The 16,415-nt window shown below is 70.7% G+C and carries 15 protein-coding genes and 2 tRNA genes; 7 read left to right on the top strand and 10 right to left on the bottom strand.

Annotated elements, in window-relative coordinates; all coding sequences use genetic code 11:
* Positions 1-24: 24 nt before the first annotated feature.
* The 3 genes from aroA (at position 25) to ACZ7L7_RS34205 (ending at position 2,769) form a co-directional block, all read left to right on the top strand.
* Complete coding sequence (gene aroA, locus ACZ7L7_RS34215) at positions 25-1,341, top strand: 3-phosphoshikimate 1-carboxyvinyltransferase (RefSeq protein WP_261719424.1); 1,317 nt, start codon at positions 25-27, stop codon at positions 1,339-1,341.
* 17 nt (positions 1,342-1,358) lie between these two features.
* Entirely contained in the window at positions 1,359-2,369 is a 1,011-nt protein-coding gene (rsgA, locus tag ACZ7L7_RS34210) for a ribosome small subunit-dependent GTPase A (protein WP_093721185.1), read from the top strand.
* Positions 2,370-2,445: 76 nt separating this feature from the next.
* On the top strand, positions 2,446-2,769 hold the full coding sequence (locus tag ACZ7L7_RS34205) for a DMT family transporter (protein ID WP_093721166.1): 324 nt from the start codon (positions 2,446-2,448) through the stop codon (positions 2,767-2,769).
* Here the strand turns inward: ACZ7L7_RS34205 and ACZ7L7_RS34200 are convergent.
* Positions 2,735-3,382, bottom strand: a complete 648-nt coding sequence (locus tag ACZ7L7_RS34200; RefSeq protein WP_472077864.1) for a TetR/AcrR family transcriptional regulator — start codon at positions 3,380-3,382, stop codon at positions 2,735-2,737. The genes ACZ7L7_RS34205 and ACZ7L7_RS34200 overlap by 35 nt on opposite strands.
* A gap of 179 nt (positions 3,383-3,561) precedes the next feature.
* On the opposite strand from ACZ7L7_RS34200, the gene hisN reads away from it, so the two are divergent.
* Both hisN and ACZ7L7_RS34190 read left to right on the top strand, forming a co-directional pair.
* The gene (gene hisN, locus ACZ7L7_RS34195) at positions 3,562-4,362 is read left to right on the top strand and encodes a histidinol-phosphatase (RefSeq protein WP_093721168.1); all 801 of its coding nucleotides are present in this window, start codon (positions 3,562-3,564) and stop codon (positions 4,360-4,362) included.
* A 118-nt stretch (positions 4,363-4,480) separates the two neighbouring features.
* Positions 4,481-4,873: a CBS domain-containing protein gene (locus ACZ7L7_RS34190; protein ID WP_093721169.1), complete on the top strand. Its 393-nt coding sequence runs from the start codon at positions 4,481-4,483 to the stop codon at positions 4,871-4,873.
* A 106-nt stretch (positions 4,874-4,979) separates the two neighbouring features.
* Here ACZ7L7_RS34190 and ACZ7L7_RS34185 read toward each other — a convergent pair whose 3' ends face one another.
* Positions 4,980-6,434: a catalase gene (locus tag ACZ7L7_RS34185; protein ID WP_285435393.1), complete on the bottom strand. Its 1,455-nt coding sequence runs from the start codon at positions 6,432-6,434 to the stop codon at positions 4,980-4,982.
* 163 nt (positions 6,435-6,597) lie between these two features.
* Here ACZ7L7_RS34185 and ACZ7L7_RS34180 point away from each other — a divergent pair, with 163 nt between their 5' ends.
* A complete protein-coding gene (locus ACZ7L7_RS34180) occupies positions 6,598-7,017 on the top strand; it encodes a Fur family transcriptional regulator (RefSeq protein ID WP_285510210.1) in 420 nt (139 codons plus the stop codon).
* Positions 7,018-7,153: 136 nt separating this feature from the next.
* Here the strand turns inward: ACZ7L7_RS34180 and ACZ7L7_RS34175 are convergent.
* The 4 genes from ACZ7L7_RS34175 to ACZ7L7_RS34160 form a co-directional block, all read right to left on the bottom strand.
* Positions 7,154-7,227: transfer RNA gene (locus ACZ7L7_RS34175), tRNA-Met, on the bottom strand.
* Positions 7,228-7,304: 77 nt separating this feature from the next.
* Positions 7,305-9,107, bottom strand: a complete 1,803-nt coding sequence (locus tag ACZ7L7_RS34170; protein ID WP_285510211.1) for a tetratricopeptide repeat protein — start codon at positions 9,105-9,107, stop codon at positions 7,305-7,307.
* A gap of 206 nt (positions 9,108-9,313) precedes the next feature.
* Positions 9,314-9,387, bottom strand: a tRNA-Met gene (locus ACZ7L7_RS34165).
* A 41-nt stretch (positions 9,388-9,428) separates the two neighbouring features.
* Positions 9,429-12,386, bottom strand: coding sequence for a UPF0182 family membrane protein (locus tag ACZ7L7_RS34160; protein ID WP_285510212.1), 2,958 nt, complete (start codon positions 12,384-12,386; stop codon positions 9,429-9,431).
* Between the two features lie 143 nt (positions 12,387-12,529).
* On the opposite strand from ACZ7L7_RS34160, the gene ACZ7L7_RS34155 reads away from it, so the two are divergent.
* On the top strand, positions 12,530-13,072 hold the full coding sequence (locus tag ACZ7L7_RS34155; protein ID WP_285510213.1) for a PPA1309 family protein: 543 nt from the start codon (positions 12,530-12,532) through the stop codon (positions 13,070-13,072).
* A gap of 4 nt (positions 13,073-13,076) precedes the next feature.
* Here the strand turns inward: ACZ7L7_RS34155 and ACZ7L7_RS34150 are convergent, their stop codons facing one another.
* The 4 genes from ACZ7L7_RS34150 to ACZ7L7_RS34135 form a co-directional block, all read right to left on the bottom strand.
* Positions 13,077-14,165: a YlbL family protein gene (locus ACZ7L7_RS34150; protein ID WP_453601336.1), complete on the bottom strand. Its 1,089-nt coding sequence runs from the start codon at positions 14,163-14,165 to the stop codon at positions 13,077-13,079.
* 36 nt (positions 14,166-14,201) lie between these two features.
* The gene (locus ACZ7L7_RS34145) at positions 14,202-14,360 is read right to left on the bottom strand and encodes a hypothetical protein (protein ID WP_285510215.1); all 159 of its coding nucleotides are present in this window, start codon (positions 14,358-14,360) and stop codon (positions 14,202-14,204) included.
* A 176-nt stretch (positions 14,361-14,536) separates the two neighbouring features.
* Positions 14,537-14,998, bottom strand: coding sequence for a molybdenum cofactor biosynthesis protein MoaE (locus ACZ7L7_RS34140; protein WP_285510216.1), 462 nt, complete (start codon positions 14,996-14,998; stop codon positions 14,537-14,539).
* A gap of 264 nt (positions 14,999-15,262) precedes the next feature.
* Positions 15,263-16,375, bottom strand: a complete 1,113-nt coding sequence (locus tag ACZ7L7_RS34135) for an SDR family oxidoreductase (RefSeq protein WP_453601333.1) — start codon at positions 16,373-16,375, stop codon at positions 15,263-15,265.
* Between the last annotated feature and the right edge of the window lie 40 nt (positions 16,376-16,415).

Below are 16,415 nucleotides of genomic sequence, written 5' to 3'. Positions count from 1 at the left end.
GGGCCCGGCTTATAGAGTGGGCGCATGGCCCCGAACCACGCACAGAACGCCCTCTGGCCCGCCCCCTACGCGAGCGGTGCCGTCGACGCGACCGTCCACGTGCCCGGGTCCAAGTCGGTCACGAACCGAGCCCTCGTGCTCGCCGCGCTCGCCAGCGAGCCCGGCTGGCTGCGCCGCCCCCTGCGCTCCCGCGACACCCTGCTGATGGCCGACGCGCTGCGCGCCATGGGCGTGGAGATCGAGGAGGGCGTCGGCCCCGACGGCTCCGGAGAGGCCTGGCGTGTCCTGCCGACGGGCCTGCGGGGCCCCGCCACGGTGGACGTCGGCAACGCGGGCACCGTGATGCGCTTCCTGCCTCCGGTCGCCGCCCTGGCCGACGGTCCGATCCGCTTCGACGGCGACCCGAGGTCGTACGAGCGTCCCCTGAACGGCGTGATCGACGCGCTGCGGGTGCTCGGGGCCCGGATCGACGACGACGGGCGCGGCGCGCTGCCGCTGACCGTGCACGGCGGGGGCGCCCTGGACGGCGGCCCGGTGGAGATCGACGCCTCCTCCTCGTCGCAGTTCGTCTCCGCGCTGCTGCTGTCGGGGCCGCGCTTCAACCAGGGCGTGGAGGTCCGGCACACCGGCTCCACGCTGCCCTCGATGCCGCACATCCGGATGACGGTGGACATGCTGCGCGCGGTCGGCGCCCAGGTGGACACCCCCGAGTCGGGCGGCGAGCCGAACGTCTGGCGGGTCACCCCGGGCGCCCTGCTGGGCCGCGACCTGACGATCGAGCCGGACCTGTCCAACGCCCAGCCGTTCCTGGCGGCGGCGCTGGTCACCGGCGGCAAGGTGCTGATCCCGGACTGGCCGAAGCGCACCACGCAGCCCGGCGACCGGCTGCGCGAGATCTTCACCGAGATGGGCGGTTCCTGCGAACTGACCGAGTACGGGCTGGAGTTCACCGGCACGGGCGCCGTGCACGGCATCGACGTGGACCTGAGCGACGTGGGCGAGCTGACCCCGGGCATCGCGGCGGTCGCCGCGCTCGCCGACTCCCCCTCGACGCTGCGCGGGGTGGCGCATCTGCGGCTGCACGAGACGGACCGGCTGGCCGCGCTGACCAAGGAGATCAACGAACTCGGCGGCGACGTCACCGAGACCGCCGACGGTCTGCACATCCGCCCGCGCCGGCTGCACGGCGGGATCTTCCACACCTACGAGGACCACCGCATGGCCACCGCGGGCGCGGTGATCGGCCTGGCGGTCGAGGGCGTGCAGATCGAGAACGTGGCGACGACGGCCAAGACGCTGCCGGACTTCCCCGAACTGTGGGCCGGGATGCTCGGGAACTGACGGGCGGATTCGGGATCATGCGCCGTTACGGCAAGCACACCGACGAGGACGACATCCGCAGCCGCCCGAACCGCAAGGGCAACCGGCCGCGCACCAACATCCGCCCCAAGCACGAGGACGCGGCCGAGGGCATGGTCCTCACCGTGGACCGGGGCCGGCTGACCTGCCTGGTCGAGGACCGGGTGGTGATGGCGATGAAGGCCCGCGAGCTGGGCCGCAAGGCGGCCGTGGTGGGCGACCGGGTGGCCCTGGTCGGCGATCTGTCCGGCAAGAAGGACACCCTCGCGCGGATCGTCCGCATCGCGGAGCGCAGCTCGGTGCTGCGCCGCACCGCGGACGACGACGACCCCTACGAGCGGGTGGTCGTCGCCAACGCCGACCAGCTCGCCATCGTCACCGCGCTGGCCGACCCCGAGCCCCGGCCGCGGCTGATCGACCGCTGCCTGGTGGCGGCGTACGACGGCGGTCTGGAGCCGCTGCTGGTGCTGACCAAGTCCGACCTCGCCCCGCCGGCCAAGCTCCTGGAGCTCTACGGCGACCTGGACATCCCGTACGTGGTGACCAGCCGCGCGGAGCTGGAGAACGGCGACGCGGCGGACCGGGTGCGCGAGCAACTGGACGGCCGGGTCACGGCGTTCGTGGGGCACTCCGGGGTCGGCAAGACCACGCTGGTGAACGCCCTGGTGCCGAAGGACCGGCGGCGGCTGACCGGTCATGTGAACGCGGTGACGGGCCGGGGCCGGCACACCACGACCTCGGCGCTGGCGCTGCCACTGGACGCGGCGGACGGCTGGGTGGTCGACACGCCGGGCGTGCGGTCGTTCGGCCTCGCGCACATCGACCCGTCCCGGGTCATCCACGCCTTCCCGGACCTGGAACCGGGAACCGAGGGCTGCCCGCGCGCGTGCAGCCACGACGAACCGGACTGCGCGCTCGACGCGTGGGTGGCCGAGGGCCACGCCGATCCGGCCCGGCTGTACTCCCTGCGACGGCTTCTGGCCACGCGTGAACGCACGGAAGGCGACTGACCTACGCGTTGTTTGTCATTCCGCGGGGCAGGTAAAGGCATACTCGCACCCAGCCGGACATACGGGAGGACAGCACATGGCGTGGCTGCTGGTCATTGTGGCCGGGTTGCTCGAAACAGGCTTCGCCGTCTGTCTGAAACTCTCGCACGGCTTCACCCGCCTGTGGCCGACGATCGCCTTCTGCGTGTTCGCGCTCGGCAGCTTCGGTCTGCTGACGCTGTCGCTGCGGAAACTCGACGTGGGGCCGGCGTACGCGGTGTGGACCGGCATCGGAGCTGCGGGGACGGCGATCTACGGGATGATCTTCCTCGGGGACATCGTCTCGACGCTGAAGATCGTCTCGATCAGCCTGGTGATCGTGGGCGTCATCGGCCTTCAGCTGTCGGGCTCGGCGCACTGAGACCGTGGCCCGGTAACTGACGGTGCAGGGCGCCGCGTACGAGGTCGCCGACGCCGCCGTCGGCGGGCGGGGCGGAGACGCAGGACAGGGCGATACGGACGACCAGTTCGCAGGAACGGGCCAGCTCGCCGTTGTCGTTCTTGGCGGCTCCGGGCACGGACAGCGCGGCGACCGCGCGGTCGCGGACCATCGTCACGAAGTCGCCGGGTGAGGGCAGCGGGCCGTCGGCTCGGCGCTGGGCCGGTACGGCGGAGGAGGACGGGACGGCGGACAGGGTGGGCGAGGGCAGGCGCTCGCTCCAGCAGCCGGTGAGCATGGCGCGCACCAGGGCGTTGTCGCGGGCGGCGGTCGTGGTCCACTCGGCGGTGGCGGCGAGCCGGTCGCGGGCGTCGGAGTGGGTGTTGAGCGCCCGCTCCACCCCGGCGAGATAGGCGTCGGCCTCACGGCGCACCAGCGCCCGCGCGAGTCCTTCCTTGCTGCCGAACTCGTTGTAGAGGGTCTGCCGCGAGACTCCGGCCGCGGCGGCCACGTCCACCATCCGCACCGCCGACCAGGGCCGGCGCGCGAGCGCCGTGTATGCGGCATCCAGCAGAGATTCACGTGCTGCGGGCATCGCGCCTCCCAGGCACCCGGCTCTGCGCCCAGATTTGACGCGCCCGGCCGCACTGTCAAGGGGTGCGGAACGGCGCGCGGAGCGGCGGGGGCGCGTGTCGGCCGCGGGGGATCACACCGCGATGTCCACACTCCGGCCCCGGTAGCCCCGTGCGACCCGCGCCGGATACGGTGCTCGACATGGCCGATTACCTCGACGATCTGCGTCTCGCCCACGTCCTCGCGGACGCCGCCGACGCGGCGACCATGGACCGATTCAAGGCGCTCGACCTGAAGGTCGAGACCAAGCCGGACATGACTCCGGTGAGCGAGGCGGACAAGGCGGCCGAGGAGCTCATCCGGGGCCAGCTCCAGCGCGCCCGGCCGCGCGACGCGATCCTCGGCGAGGAGTACGGCATCGAGGGCACCGGCCCGCGCCGCTGGGTGGTCGACCCGATCGACGGCACCAAGAACTATGTGCGCGGCGTCCCGGTGTGGGCCACGCTGATCTCCCTGATGGAGGCGGGCGAGGGCGGCTTCCAGCCGGTCGTCGGGGTCGTCTCCGCCCCGGCGCTGGGCCGCCGCTGGTGGGCCGCGAAGGGCCACGGCGCCTACACCGGCCGCAGCCTGTCCTCCGCGACCCGGCTGAAGGTCTCCGGGGTCTCGAAGCTGAGCGACGCGTCCTTCGCGTACTCCTCGCTCAGCGGCTGGGAGGAGCAGGGGCGGCTGAACGGCTTCCTGGACCTGACCCGGGAGGTGTGGCGCACGCGCGCGTACGGCGACTTCTGGCCGTACATGCTGGTCGCCGAGGGTGCCGTGGACATCTGCGCCGAGCCGGAGCTGTCTCTGTGGGACATGGCGGCGAACGCCATCGTGGTCACGGAGGCGGGCGGCACGTTCACGGGGCTCGACGGGCGTCCCGGCCCGCACAGCGGCAACGCGGCCGCCTCGAACGGTCTGCTGCACGACGAGCTCCTCGGGTACCTCAACGAGCGCTACTGAGCTTCGCGCGCCCTCTTGTTGACCCTCTCTTTGCCTGCCACTCTGAGAGTCCCGCCCCTTGTGAACTTGTGAAAACATGAACAAGGCGGGGTTCCCCCCTCAGGAGGTGGCTGCATCCATGCTCGTCCGTGACGCCATGAGCACCGTGGTCCTCACCATCGGCCCCACCCACACCCTTCGCCAGGCCGCCGCATTGATGTCCGCCCGCCGGGTGGGCGCGGCCGTGGTCCTGGACCCGGATGCCGGCGGTATCGGCATCCTCACCGAACGCGACGTCCTCAACTCCGTCGGCCTGGGCCAGAACCCGGACGCGGAGTACGCCCACGCCCACACGACCACCGACGTGGTGTTCGCCGCCCCGACCTGGACCCTGGAGGAGGCGGCCCTCGCGATGGCGCACGGCGGCTTCCGTCATCTGATCGTCCTCGACCACGGCGAGCCGGTCGGCATCGTCTCGGTCCGCGACATCATCCGCTGCTGGGCCCCGCTGCGGCAGCAGGTCCCGGCCTGATCCCGCGCCCGTCCCGCCCGCATGGGCCGGGCCGGGCACGGACACGGGCCGGACCCCCTTCCCTCCGGGGTCCGGCCCGCCTCGGCAAGCGATCCAGTACTGGTTATCAGCCGCGCAGGGCCTGGACCGCGGCCTCCAGCCGCTTGCCGAAGTCCTCGTCCGCGTTGCGGAAGTTGCCGATCGCCCGCTCGACGATGTCCTCGCGCGACACCTGGGAGATCGAGCCCGCGAGGTTGCCGATCAGACGCTCCTTCTCGTCCTCCGACATCAGCCGGTAGAGGTTTCCGGCCTGCACGAAGTCGTTGTCCTCGGCGTGCACCGGGGCCGGATGGTTGCCCGTGCCGCCGGAGAAGCCGTCGAAGGGCTGCCACAGCGGACGGCCGGTCTGCGCCGGGCCGCCGAAGCTGTTCGGCTCGTAGTTCTTCGCCCCGCCGTGGCGGCCGTCGTAGAGGTAGCCGTCGCGGGAGTTGGTACGCGCCTCGGTGGCGTGCGGGCGGTTCACCGGCAGGTGGTCGGCGTTGATGCCGACGCGGTAGCGGTGGGCGTCGCCGTAGGCGAACAGGCGGCCCTGGAGCATCTTGTCCGGGGACGGGCCGATGCCGGGCACGAAGTGCGCCGGGGAGAAGATCGACTGCTCGACCTCGGCGAAGATGTTCCGCGGGTTGCGGTTCAGCTCCAGCTTGCCGATCTCGATGGGCGGGTAGTCCTCGTGCGGCCACACCTTGGTGAGGTCGAACGGGTTGAAGCGGTACGTCGCCGCGTCCGCCGCCGGCATGATCTGCACCTGCACGGTCCAGGTCGGGAAGTCGCCGCGCTCGATGGCCTCGCGCAGATCCCGCTGGTGGGAGTCGGGGTCCGCACCGGCCAGCCTGTCGGCCTCGGCCTGGGTGAGGTTCTTGATGCCCTGGTCGGTCTTGAAGTGGTACTTGACCCAGAAGACCTCGCCGGCCTCGTTGTTCCACTGGTAGGTGTGCGAGCCGTAGCCGTTCATGTGGCGGTACGAGGCCGGGATGCCGCGGTCGCCGAAGAGCCAGGTCACCTGGTGCGTGGACTCCGGGCTCAGGCTCCAGAAGTCCCAGACGTTGTCCGGCTCGGTGGAGCCGGTGTACGGGTCGCGCTTCTGGGTGTGGATGAAGTCGGGGAACTTGATGGCGTCCTTGATGAAGAACACCGGGGTGTTGTTGCCGACGAGGTCGTAGTTGCCCTCCTCGGTGTAGAACTTCAGCGCCCAGCCGCGGGGGTCGCGCACCGCGTCGGCGGCACCGAGGTTGCCCGCGACGGTGGAGAAGCGCAGGAAGGTCTCGGTCTGCTTGCCGACCTCGGAGAGGAAGGCGGCCCGGGTGTACTTCGTGACGTCGGCGGTCACCGTGAAGGTGCCGTACGCGCCGGCGCCGCGGGCGTGCACGACCCGCTCGGGGATGCGCTCGCGGTTGAAGTGGGCGAGCTTCTCCAGCAGGAGCTGGTCCTGTACGAGGACAGGGCCGCCGACGCCCGCGGTCTCGCTGTTCTGGTTGTCGGCGACCGGTGCCCCGGCCTCCGTTGTGAGCGGTCCCTGCGTCACGTCTGCCTCCTGCGCCGTTCCTTGCTGTACTTGCCACTCGGGCCAAACCTGTCCCTTGGCCAAAGCCGTTCCCGATCCTACAATGGACATTGTCTAAGTCAAACAAGCTTCCAAAGTCACACCCGTTCGGGACCTGGTCCCCCTTGCTGTTAGGCTGTTGCGCATGAGCGACCTTCTGGAACGACTGCGCGGACGTGGATGGCGGATGACCGCGCAGCGACGCGTGGTGGCCGAGGTCCTCGACGGCGAGCACGTCCATCTGACGGCCGACGAGGTCCACGCGAGGGCTGTCGCCAAGCTGCCGGAGATCTCCCGGGCGACCGTGTACAACACCCTGGGCGAGCTGGTCACCCTCGGCGAGGTGCTGGAGGTCACGACCGACAAGCGCGCCAAGCGGTACGACCCGAACGCGCACCGCCCGCACCACCACCTGGTCTGCGCCCAGTGCGGCGCGATCCGCGACGTCCACCCCACCGGCAACCCGCTCGCCGACCTCCCCGCCTCGGAGCGCTTCGGCTTCACGGTGTCGGACGTCGAGGTGACGTACCGCGGCCTGTGCCCGAACTGCGCGTCGGCCGCCTGAGCCGTACACACGTAAGCCCCCCGGCTCACCGGGGGGCTTTTCTGTGCGCGTGCAGCACCGCAAACCGAGTGCTTCACCGCAAACACAGAAACACCGAGGGCCGGAACCCTTTCGGATTCCGGCCCTCGGCCTTCAGTAGCGGGGACAGGATTTGAACCTGCGACCTCTGGGTTATGAGCCCAGCGAGCTACCGAGCTGCTCCACCCCGCGTCGACGAACGCAACGTTACGTCAAGGACAGCGACAGAAGCAAATCGCTTTCGCGGAGGGGCGGAGACAACCGCGGATCTACGCCGACAGTTCCTGCCGCAGCGCGTCCCGCAGGCGGGCCGCCCGCTCGGTGACCTCCTGCGGGCCCAGGGTCACCGCCCGGTCCGCCCAGCGCTGGCCCTCCGTGAGCTCGCCACGGCGGGCGTAGACGAGGGCGAGGCGCAGCGCCGCCCGGCCGTGGCCGGCGTCCGCGGCCCGCGTCCACCAGACCGCCGCCTCCGGCTCACTGCCCTCGCGGGCCAGGAGCAGGCCCAGGTTGAAGGCGCCGTTGCGGGAACCGGCCTCCGCGGCCTCCCGGTACCAGCGGGCCGCCTCCACGACGTCGCCCCGGGCGGCGGCCAGCATGCCGACCCGGACCTGGGCGCGCCGGTGGCCCTGTCCGGCCGCCCGCTCGTACCACTCCTCGCACTCGGTCTTCTCGTGCACGATCTCGCCGAGTTCGTGCGCGGGCGCCGGCGGGCGCCGGGCGTCCAGCAGGGTCGCCAGCCGGTACGCGCCCTCCGCGCTGCCGCCGCCCGCCGCGCACCTGAGGTGGCGCTCGGCACCGGCCTCGTCCCCGTCCCGGAGCAGCGCGATCCCGACCTGGAGCGCGGCCTCGGTGTGCCCGGCCGCCGCGGCCCGCTCGTACCAGCGCAGCGCGACCTGGTCCTCCCCGCGTCCGGCGAAGAGGATCCCCAGGTTGAACGCGGCGTCCACGCTTCCGGCCTCCGCCGCCTTGGAGAACCACGGCTCGGCCCCGGCCGTGTCCCCGCCCTGGAGCAGCAGGATCGCCAGCGCGTTCGCCGCCTCCCGGTGCCCCGCGTACGCGGCGCGCCGGTACCACTGCTCGGCCTGCGCGGTCCGCCCCTGCTCGGCGCAGAGCAGCCCGAGGTTGTACGCGCCGTTCACGTCCCCGGCGTCCATCGCGGCCCGGTACCAGCGCTCGGCGGTCTGGGTCTCGCCCCGCTCGGCGTGCAGCGCGCCGAGCGCGTTGGCGGCGTTGCCGTCCCCCTCCTGCGCGGCTCTGAGCCACCACACGGCGGCGTTCTCCACGTCCCCGGCGTCCCGCAGCAGGAAGCCGAGGGCACAGGCGGCACGGGCCTCGCCGTCCTTGGCGGAGGTCAGGTACCAGCGCCCGGCCTCCTTCAGCTCACCGCGCCGCTCCAGGATCGCGCCGAGGTGCAGGGCCGCCCGCCGGTGCCCGCGCGCTGCGGCCTGCCGGTACCACTGCTCGGCCTCCTCCAGGGCGTCCTCGGAGGCGACACCGTTGTCACCGGCACTCTCCCCCGCGCCCCGCCGGTCCAGCGCTCGCGCGAGCCGGTACGCGGCCTCGCGGTGCCCCCGCTCGGCGGCGGCCCGCATCCAGCGCCGCGCGCCCGCGTCCCCACGGTGCTCCAGCAGGTCGGCGAGCGCGTACGCGCCCAGCACATGTCCCTGCTCGGCGGACTGGCGCAGCCAGTACTCGGCGGCGGGCTCGTCACCGCGCTCGCGGTGATGGCGGCCCAGCGCGTGCGCGGCGGCGGCCGATCCGGCGACCGCGGCGATCCGCCACCAGCCGGCCGCCTCCTCGGCGTACCCGCGCTGGTGGAGAAGAACTCCCAGGTTGTTGGCGGCGGCCCGGTCGCCCTCCGCGGTGGCGGCCCTCAACTGGGGCTCGGCTCCGTCGAGATCACCGCGGCGCAGCAGCATGGCGCCGAGGACGCTCATCGCCTCGACGTCACCGGCGTCGGCGGCGAGCCGCAGGCGCAGCTCCTCCGCAGCCTCACCGGCTTCGTCCCGGTCGGAAGACTGCACAAAACTCTCTGTCTCCAACAGAGTTGCCTTGTCCCCCATAACGTCCATCGTCGCACCACCTGCAACCTGGGTACACCTGGTATACCGCAGCCAGTGAGGTCACTTCAGCGTTTTGTCGACATGCCCACAGAGAGACAAGTCAAACACAGATCCCCCAACTCCCCACAGCGGCACGGCGGTACCTCCCCCCGGCACATGCGTTCGCACATCACGAAGGCCCGGATCCCTTTCAGGATCCGGGCCTTCGTCATCAGTAGCGGGGACAGGATTTGAACCTGCGACCTCTGGGTTATGAGCCCAGCGAGCTACCGAGCTGCTCCACCCCGCGCCGTTGTTCGGCAACCGTATCACGGCGCGGGGCGGGCTCGATCAGCCGCTGTCGGGGCTGCTGGTCGGCTTGGGACTGTCCGTCGGCTTGGGACTGGCGTCGCCGCCGGCCGCGGACTGGGCCTCCTCGGCCCGCCGCAGCGCGGCCTCCAACTCCTCCTGCGCCTTGCCGTACGCCTCCCAGTCGCCGTCCTTCAGCGCCTTCTGGCCGTCCTCGAAGGCCTTCTGCGCGTCGTTCAGCGCCTCCTGGACCGTCGGGTCCTCGGTCGCCGGCGGCTGCGAGGGCTTGTCCGGCTTCTCCTCGCCGTCGTCCTTCGGCGGCTCGCTCGGCGTGCCCTCGGCCCCGAAGACCTTGTCGAGGGCTTCTTCGAGCGTGTCCTCGAAGGCCGTACTGCCGCCGTAGGTCACCAACACCTTGCGCAGCAGCGGGTACTTGAGGCCGCCACCGCGGACATAGACGGGTTCGACGTAGAGCAGTCCGCCGTCCAGCGGCACCGCGAGCAGGTTGCCGTACTCCACATTGGAGTCGCCTCTGCTCAGCAGGCTGATCGTCTCGGCGATGTCCTGTTCGGAGTTGAACTGGCTCTGTACCTGTTTGGGTCCGTTGACCGTGGTGTTGGTCGGCAGTTTCAGAATTCTGATCTTGCCGTAGTCGCTGGTGCCCGCTTCCGCGTCGACCGCCATGAACGCGCTGAGGTTGTCACGGCCGTTGGGAGTGAACGTCGTCGTCAGCGAGAACGCCTGCTCCTTCTGGTCCGGCATCTTCATGCTCAGGTAGTACGGCGGCACCGCGTCGCCGACCTTGTTGGTCGGGTCGTCCGGGACCTGCCACACCTCGCTGCCGCTGAGGAACGTGGTCGCGTCCTCCACGTGGTAGCGGCTGAGCAGCTCGCGCTGGACCTTGAACAGGTCCTGCGGGTAGCGCAGATGGGCCATGAGCGACGGGGAGATCTCGCTCTTGGGTTCGACCGTGTTCGGGAACGCCTTCATCCAGGTCTTCAGGACGGGGTCCTCGGTGTCCCACTGGAAGAGCTTGACCTCACCGCTGTACGCGTCGACGGTCGCCTTCACCGAGTTGCGGATGTAGTTGACCTGGTTCTGCTGGGCCACCACCGCGCGGGAGTTGTTGGTCGCCGTCAGCGAGTCCGCCGTGGTGTCACCGAGGGTGGTGCGCGAGGCGTACGGGTAGCCGTTGGTGGTCGTGTAGGCGTCGACGATCCACTGGATCCGGCCGTCCACGACCGCCGGGTAGGCGTCGCCGTCGATGGTCAGCCACGGGGCGACCGCCTCGACGCGCTCCTTGGGCGTGCGGTTGTACAGGATCCGCGAACCCTCGCCGATGGCACCGGAGTACAGGATCTGCGGCTCGCTGAAGGCCAGCGCGTACGCCGCCCGGTTTATCGGGCTGGAGAGGTTGACCCCGCTGTCGCCCTTGTAGCTGTAGGTCTTCTCACCCGTGTCGTCGGAGTAGTCGATCTCCTTCTGGGGACCGCCGACGATCGAGTACGTGGTGGTCTTCTCGCCGTAGTAGATCCGCTGCTGGTACGTGCCGAGGTCGCCCTTGGAGGGCAGGTCGGACTCGGTGAAGACCGGGCGGCCCTGGGAGTCGGCGCTGGTGCCCTCGGCGGCGACGACGCCGTAGCCGTGGGTGTAGCGGAAGTGGTCGTTGATCCAGTTGTTCTTCGGAATGCCGTTGAGGTTCAGCTCACGCAGACCGATGACCGTGTCCTGGTCCTTGCCGTCCTTGCTGTAGCGGTCGACGTCCAGGTTGGTCGGGAAGCCGTAGTAGTTACGGATCTGCTGGAGCTGCTGGAACGTCGGCGAGACCAGGTTCGGGTCCATGATGCGGATGCTCGCCGTCTTGGCGACCTCGTCCCGCAGCGCGGCCTTGTCCTCGGTGGCGCTCTTGCCCGAGTACTCGGTGACCTGGGCGTCGTCGATGCCGTAGGCCTCGCGCGTCGCCTTGAGGTTCTTCTCGACGTACGGCGCTTCCTTGGCCTGCTCGTTCGGCTGGACCTGGAACTTCTGGACGATCGCCGGGTACAGACCGCCGATGAGGATCGCCGAGAGCACCATCAGGCCGAAGCCGATGACGGGCAGCTGCCAGGTGCGCCGCCACAGCGTGGCGAAGAACAGCAGCGCGCAGATGACGGCGATGCAGAACAGGATCGTCTTGGCCGGCAGGTAGGCATTGGCGTCGACGTACCTGAGGCCGGTCCAGTTGTCGGTGGCCTTGAAGTCGCTGGACTTCACGGCCAGGCCGTACCGGTCGAGCCAGTAGGCGACCGCCTTCAGCGACACGAAGATGCCCAGCAGGACCGACAGGTGCCCGGTGGCGGCGGCGGTGGCGCGCGCGCCGGGGCTGGTGATGCGCAGGCCGCCGTACAGGTAGTGGGTGAGCGCGGCGGCGATCAGGGAGAGGATCGTGGCGGCGAAGCCGAAGCCCAGCAGGAATCGGTACCAGGGCAGATCGAAGGCGTAGAAGGAGACGTCCAGGTGGAACTGGGGGTCCTTCTGCCCGAACGACACGCCGTTGACCCACATCAGCCAGGTCCGCCACTGCCCCGACGCGGAGGCACCCGCGATCAGCCCGACCAGCGCGGTGATCGCGAACAGCAGCCACTTCTTGTACGGCGCGATGCCCATGCGGTAGCGGTCGAGGCTCTGCTGCTCCATCGACATGGCGCTCAGCGGCGGCCGGAGCCGGTGCGCCAGCCAGATGTTGAAGCCGACCGAGAGGGCCATGAGCAGGCCGAACACAAAGAACAGGCCGATCTTCGTCCACAGGGTCGTGGTGAAGACCGACGAGTAGTTCACCGACCGGTACCAGAGCCAGTCCGTCCAGAAGCCGGCGAACATGGTGAACGCCATGCCGAGCACGGCAAGGACGCCCAACGTCATGAGCAGGGTCCGGACACGCCGGGACGGGCGGCCCACTCTGATCCGTGGCCCCGTCGGGCCTCCGCCGCGGTCCGGCATCTGGAAAGCCAAGGTGCGCACCTCGAAAATCGCTGTCGATCCCTCAGGCCCTGGTCTTCTCGGACCCTCCGGGGGGCCTCGTGATCGTAGGCCCACACCTATGCAACTTACTCACGCTTTACTCGGTTCCCGATTCCGGGTGGGAACGAGGCAGGATTGTGACCATGTCCAACACCCCCATGGCGGCGAGCCCGCTCACCCGGGCCGTACTTGAGATCGACGAGTACGCCTCCGGCCTCGGCTGGGACCAGCCCGCCCGCCTTTTCGCCCTCGTCGACACCGCACGGCTGCGGGTCCAGGAACCGAATCTCGCGGCCCAGCTCGGCCTGGAGGAGGAGCCGGAGAACGCCGGCCTCACCCCGATCGAGCAGGACGAGATTCCAACGGGCAAGCCGCTCGACGAGTTCCTCGGCACCATCGCCTGGCCCGACGCGGTGACCGGCTGCGCGCTGACCGTGGAGCGGCTGATGCTGCCGCCGTCCGCGGAGGCCCAGGTCCCCGAGGACCTGGACGAGGCCGCGCTGACGAAGTGGGTGGCGAAGCACCCCGAGCGTCAGGAAGTCCGGATGACGGTCGCCGTCCTGCGCGACGGCTCCCGCGAGGCGGCCCTCAGGCTGCGCGAGAAGGACACCCCGACGGAGGTCCTCACGGGCAAGGACCTGGTACCGGGGCTGGCCGAGGCGCTGGCGGCGACCTTCGAGGAGTAGCCGGTCAGCTGCACTTGGGCAGGTCGGCGGTGTCGCCGTCCCGGATGTCCTCCAGGGCGGCGAGCGCGTCATCCATGGTGGAGACCTTCACGAGGGTGAGGCCCTCGGGGGTGTCCTTCGCGGCGGACGCGCAGTTCTCGGCCGGGGTGAGGAAGTACTCGGCGCCCTTGTCGCGGGCTCCGACGGTCTTCATCTCGATGCCGCCGATGGGGCCGACCTTGCCCTCGTCGTCGATGGTGCCGGTACCGGCGACGAACTTGCCGCCGGTGAGGCTGCCCGGGGTGAGCTTGTCGTAGATGCCGAGCGCGAACATCATGCCCGCGCTCGGCCCGCCCACGTCGGCGAGCTTGATGTCGATGGTGAACGGGAAGGTGTGGTCGGTCCCGGCGGAGATCCCGACGATGGCGCGCTTCTCGCCGCCGTCGTCGGAGGCCGCGGTGGTGATCGTCACCTTCTGCGTCTTCGTCGCCTCCCGCCGGGCCTGCTCGGCGGCGGCCTGCTCCTTGGCGGGCACGATCGTGAACTCGACGTCCTCGCCGGGCTTGTGCTTGGTCACCAGTTCGGCGACGTCGGAGGGCTCCTTGACGGCCTTGCCGTCCACCGACTTGATCACGTCACCGGCGTGCAGCCTGCCCTCGGCCGGGGAGCCCTTGACGACCGTGGAGACGATCACCCAGGACCGCACCGGGATGTCCAGCGCCTTCAGGGCGGCGACCTTCGCGCTCTCCTGGGACTGGCTGAACTCCTCGGCGTTCTCCTGGGTGGACTCCTCTTCCGTCTTGCCGTCCGGGTAGAGGGTCTCGTGCGGCACGACCTTGTTGTCGTGCGCGAGCCAGCCGTAGACCGCCTCCACCAGGTTCATCCGGTAGTCGGCGCTGGTCACCCGGACCGTGGTCATGTTCAGGTTGCCGCTGGTGGCGTACGTCTTGCGGCCCGAGATCTGCAGCACCGGCTCGCCGTCGTGGTCCCCGAGGGTGTTCACGGTCGGCCCCGGGGACATCTCCGAGTACGGCACGCGGATGAACACTCCCGCGCACAGGAGCGCGATCAGCATCAGGGTGGAGGCGAGCATCGTCGCGGTGCGGCGTGGCATGCCTCGACAGTACGGGACGCCCCTGTCAGCGTCCCGTCAGGGCCGGGTCTTCTCCATCGCCGCACGGAACCGGGCGTACCCGTCCAACTCGGGACCATCGCTGCGGACCCGTCGGGTCCGGCCGGCCCAGCTGCCCCACAGACCGGCGCCGATCGCAGCGAGCAGCGGAATGAGCAACCAGGCGAGTGCCGCCATGCCGTCCTCCCAACCCCGTGAGCGAACGCGACTGACTGATCAGCAGATTAACCATCCGCACTGTCAACGCTCGGGGCGGCGGGCCGGTTACGCAAGCGGGAGGGGGGTGGGGGTACCCGGGCGGCTCAACGGGCGCCCGGTCTCAACGGGCGCCCGGTCTCAACGGGCGCCCGGTCTCAACAGGCGCCGACCCATTCCTCGGTGCCGTCGGAGAACTTCTGGTGCTTCCAGATCGGCACCTCGTGCTTGAGGTCGTCGATCAGCTTCCGGCACGCCTCGAACGCCTCCCCGCGGTGGGGGCAGGAGACGGCGACCACGACGGCCAGGTCGCCCACCCTCAGATCGCCGATCCGGTGCACGGCGGCCAGCGCCCGTACCGGGTACTCGGCGACGACCTTCTCGGCGATCCGCCGCATCTCGGCCTCGGCACTGGGGTGGCAGGAGTAGCCCAGCGCGTCGACGTCCGCGCCCCCGTCGTGATTGCGCACGGTCCCCACGAAGAGCGCCGTCCCCCCGGCGGCGTCGTCACCGACGGCCCGGAAGACCTCGTCCAGGGAGAGCGCGGTCTCCCGGATGGCGATCAGCTTGATCGGGTCCTGCGCGGCCTGCTCACCGGGATGGTCGTTCATGGGTGCCATGCCTCCATCGTGCCCCACGCGCGGGAACGCCCGGAATAGCAGGATCGCCCTGCACGCGCGCGTGCGTGTTTGGAGCCTCGTACAGGAGCCCGCGCGCGTGGACCTGGGGCAGGAGCACGCGCGTGTGGACCGTGTGGGCCTCGGGCACGAGCCCGCGCGTGTGGACCGTGTGGGCCTCGGGCACGAGCCCGCGCGTGTGGACCGTGTGGATCTCGGGCACGAGCCCGCGCGTGTGAACCTCGGGCAGGAGCCCGCGCGTGGTGATCAGATGCGTCGGCGCGCCTTGCGTGCCCGGCGCACCACGGCCGCCGCGCCCAGCAGCGCCACCGTCGCGCCCGCGGCACCCGCCGCCGTCGCGTCCTTGCGGCCCAGCCGCCGTCCGGCCACCGTGTGCCGCCCGGACACCTCCTCCAGCAGCTCGGCCAGCACTTCCTCGTTCGTCCACTTCGGACGCCACCCGGCGTCGTGCAGCCGGCTGCCGCTGACCACCCAGGGGTACATCGTGTAGGCGAGGTCACCGGCGGGCGACGGGGTCAGCCCGATCCGGTGCAGCCGGGCCGCCGCGCCGAGCGCGACCGCGGAGGGCAGCTCCATGCGCCGGATGCCGCTGAGCTCCTCGACCTCCTCCTGCTCCAGCCATCCGTCGCAGCCGACAGCCAGCTCCCCCTCGACCTTCTCCAGCACGGCGTATTCCAGGGCGCCGCACAGGTCCTCGACGTGGCAGAACTGCCAGGCGGGCCGCGAACCGGCCACCACCAGCAGCCGCGGCGACTCGAAGTACCGGGTCAGGGCGGTGTCGGTGCCGCCCACGAGCAGCGCGGGGCGGACCACGGTCACGTTCAGGCCGGGATGAGCGCGCGGGGCGCGGCGGGCGAGGCGCTCGATCTCCAGCAGGTCTCCCACGCCGGTCGCCTCGGCGGTCGCCCGCAGCTCGGCGTCCTCCGACAGCGGCAGTTCGTTGTCGGGCAGGGCGCCGTAGACCATCGACGAGGTGCACAGCACGACGCGGTGCACGCCCGCGGCCGCGGCGGCCGTCAGCACGGTCTGGGTCCCCCGGACGTTGTAAGCCGTCCGGGCGGCCGCGTCGGTCTCCAGATCGAGGTCGAGCGCGAGATGCACCACCACGTCGGCGCCCCGCAGCTTCTCCGCGATGGCCGGGTCCCGGACGTCCAGGATGTGCCACTGCGCGCCCGCGCACTCGCCCCGCCGCTCGTCGATGGCGATGACCTGCTTGATCTCCTCGGACGCGGCCAGCCGCTCGGTGAGCAGCGCACCTACGCCGGACGCGGCACCGGTGACCGCCACGACGGGCCCGCGCGCGGCGGGACTGGGGGACGGGTTTCGCGCTGCGCGAACCTGCGGATCAGGGGAACTCACCGGGCGTCTCCAGCGGTTGTCTTCAGTACGGACGCGAGTG

This window comes from Streptomyces sp. NPDC110618, assembly GCF_055657065.1.
Note: the sequence above shows the minus strand (reverse complement) of the source record. Positions and strands in the feature narration are given on the sequence as shown.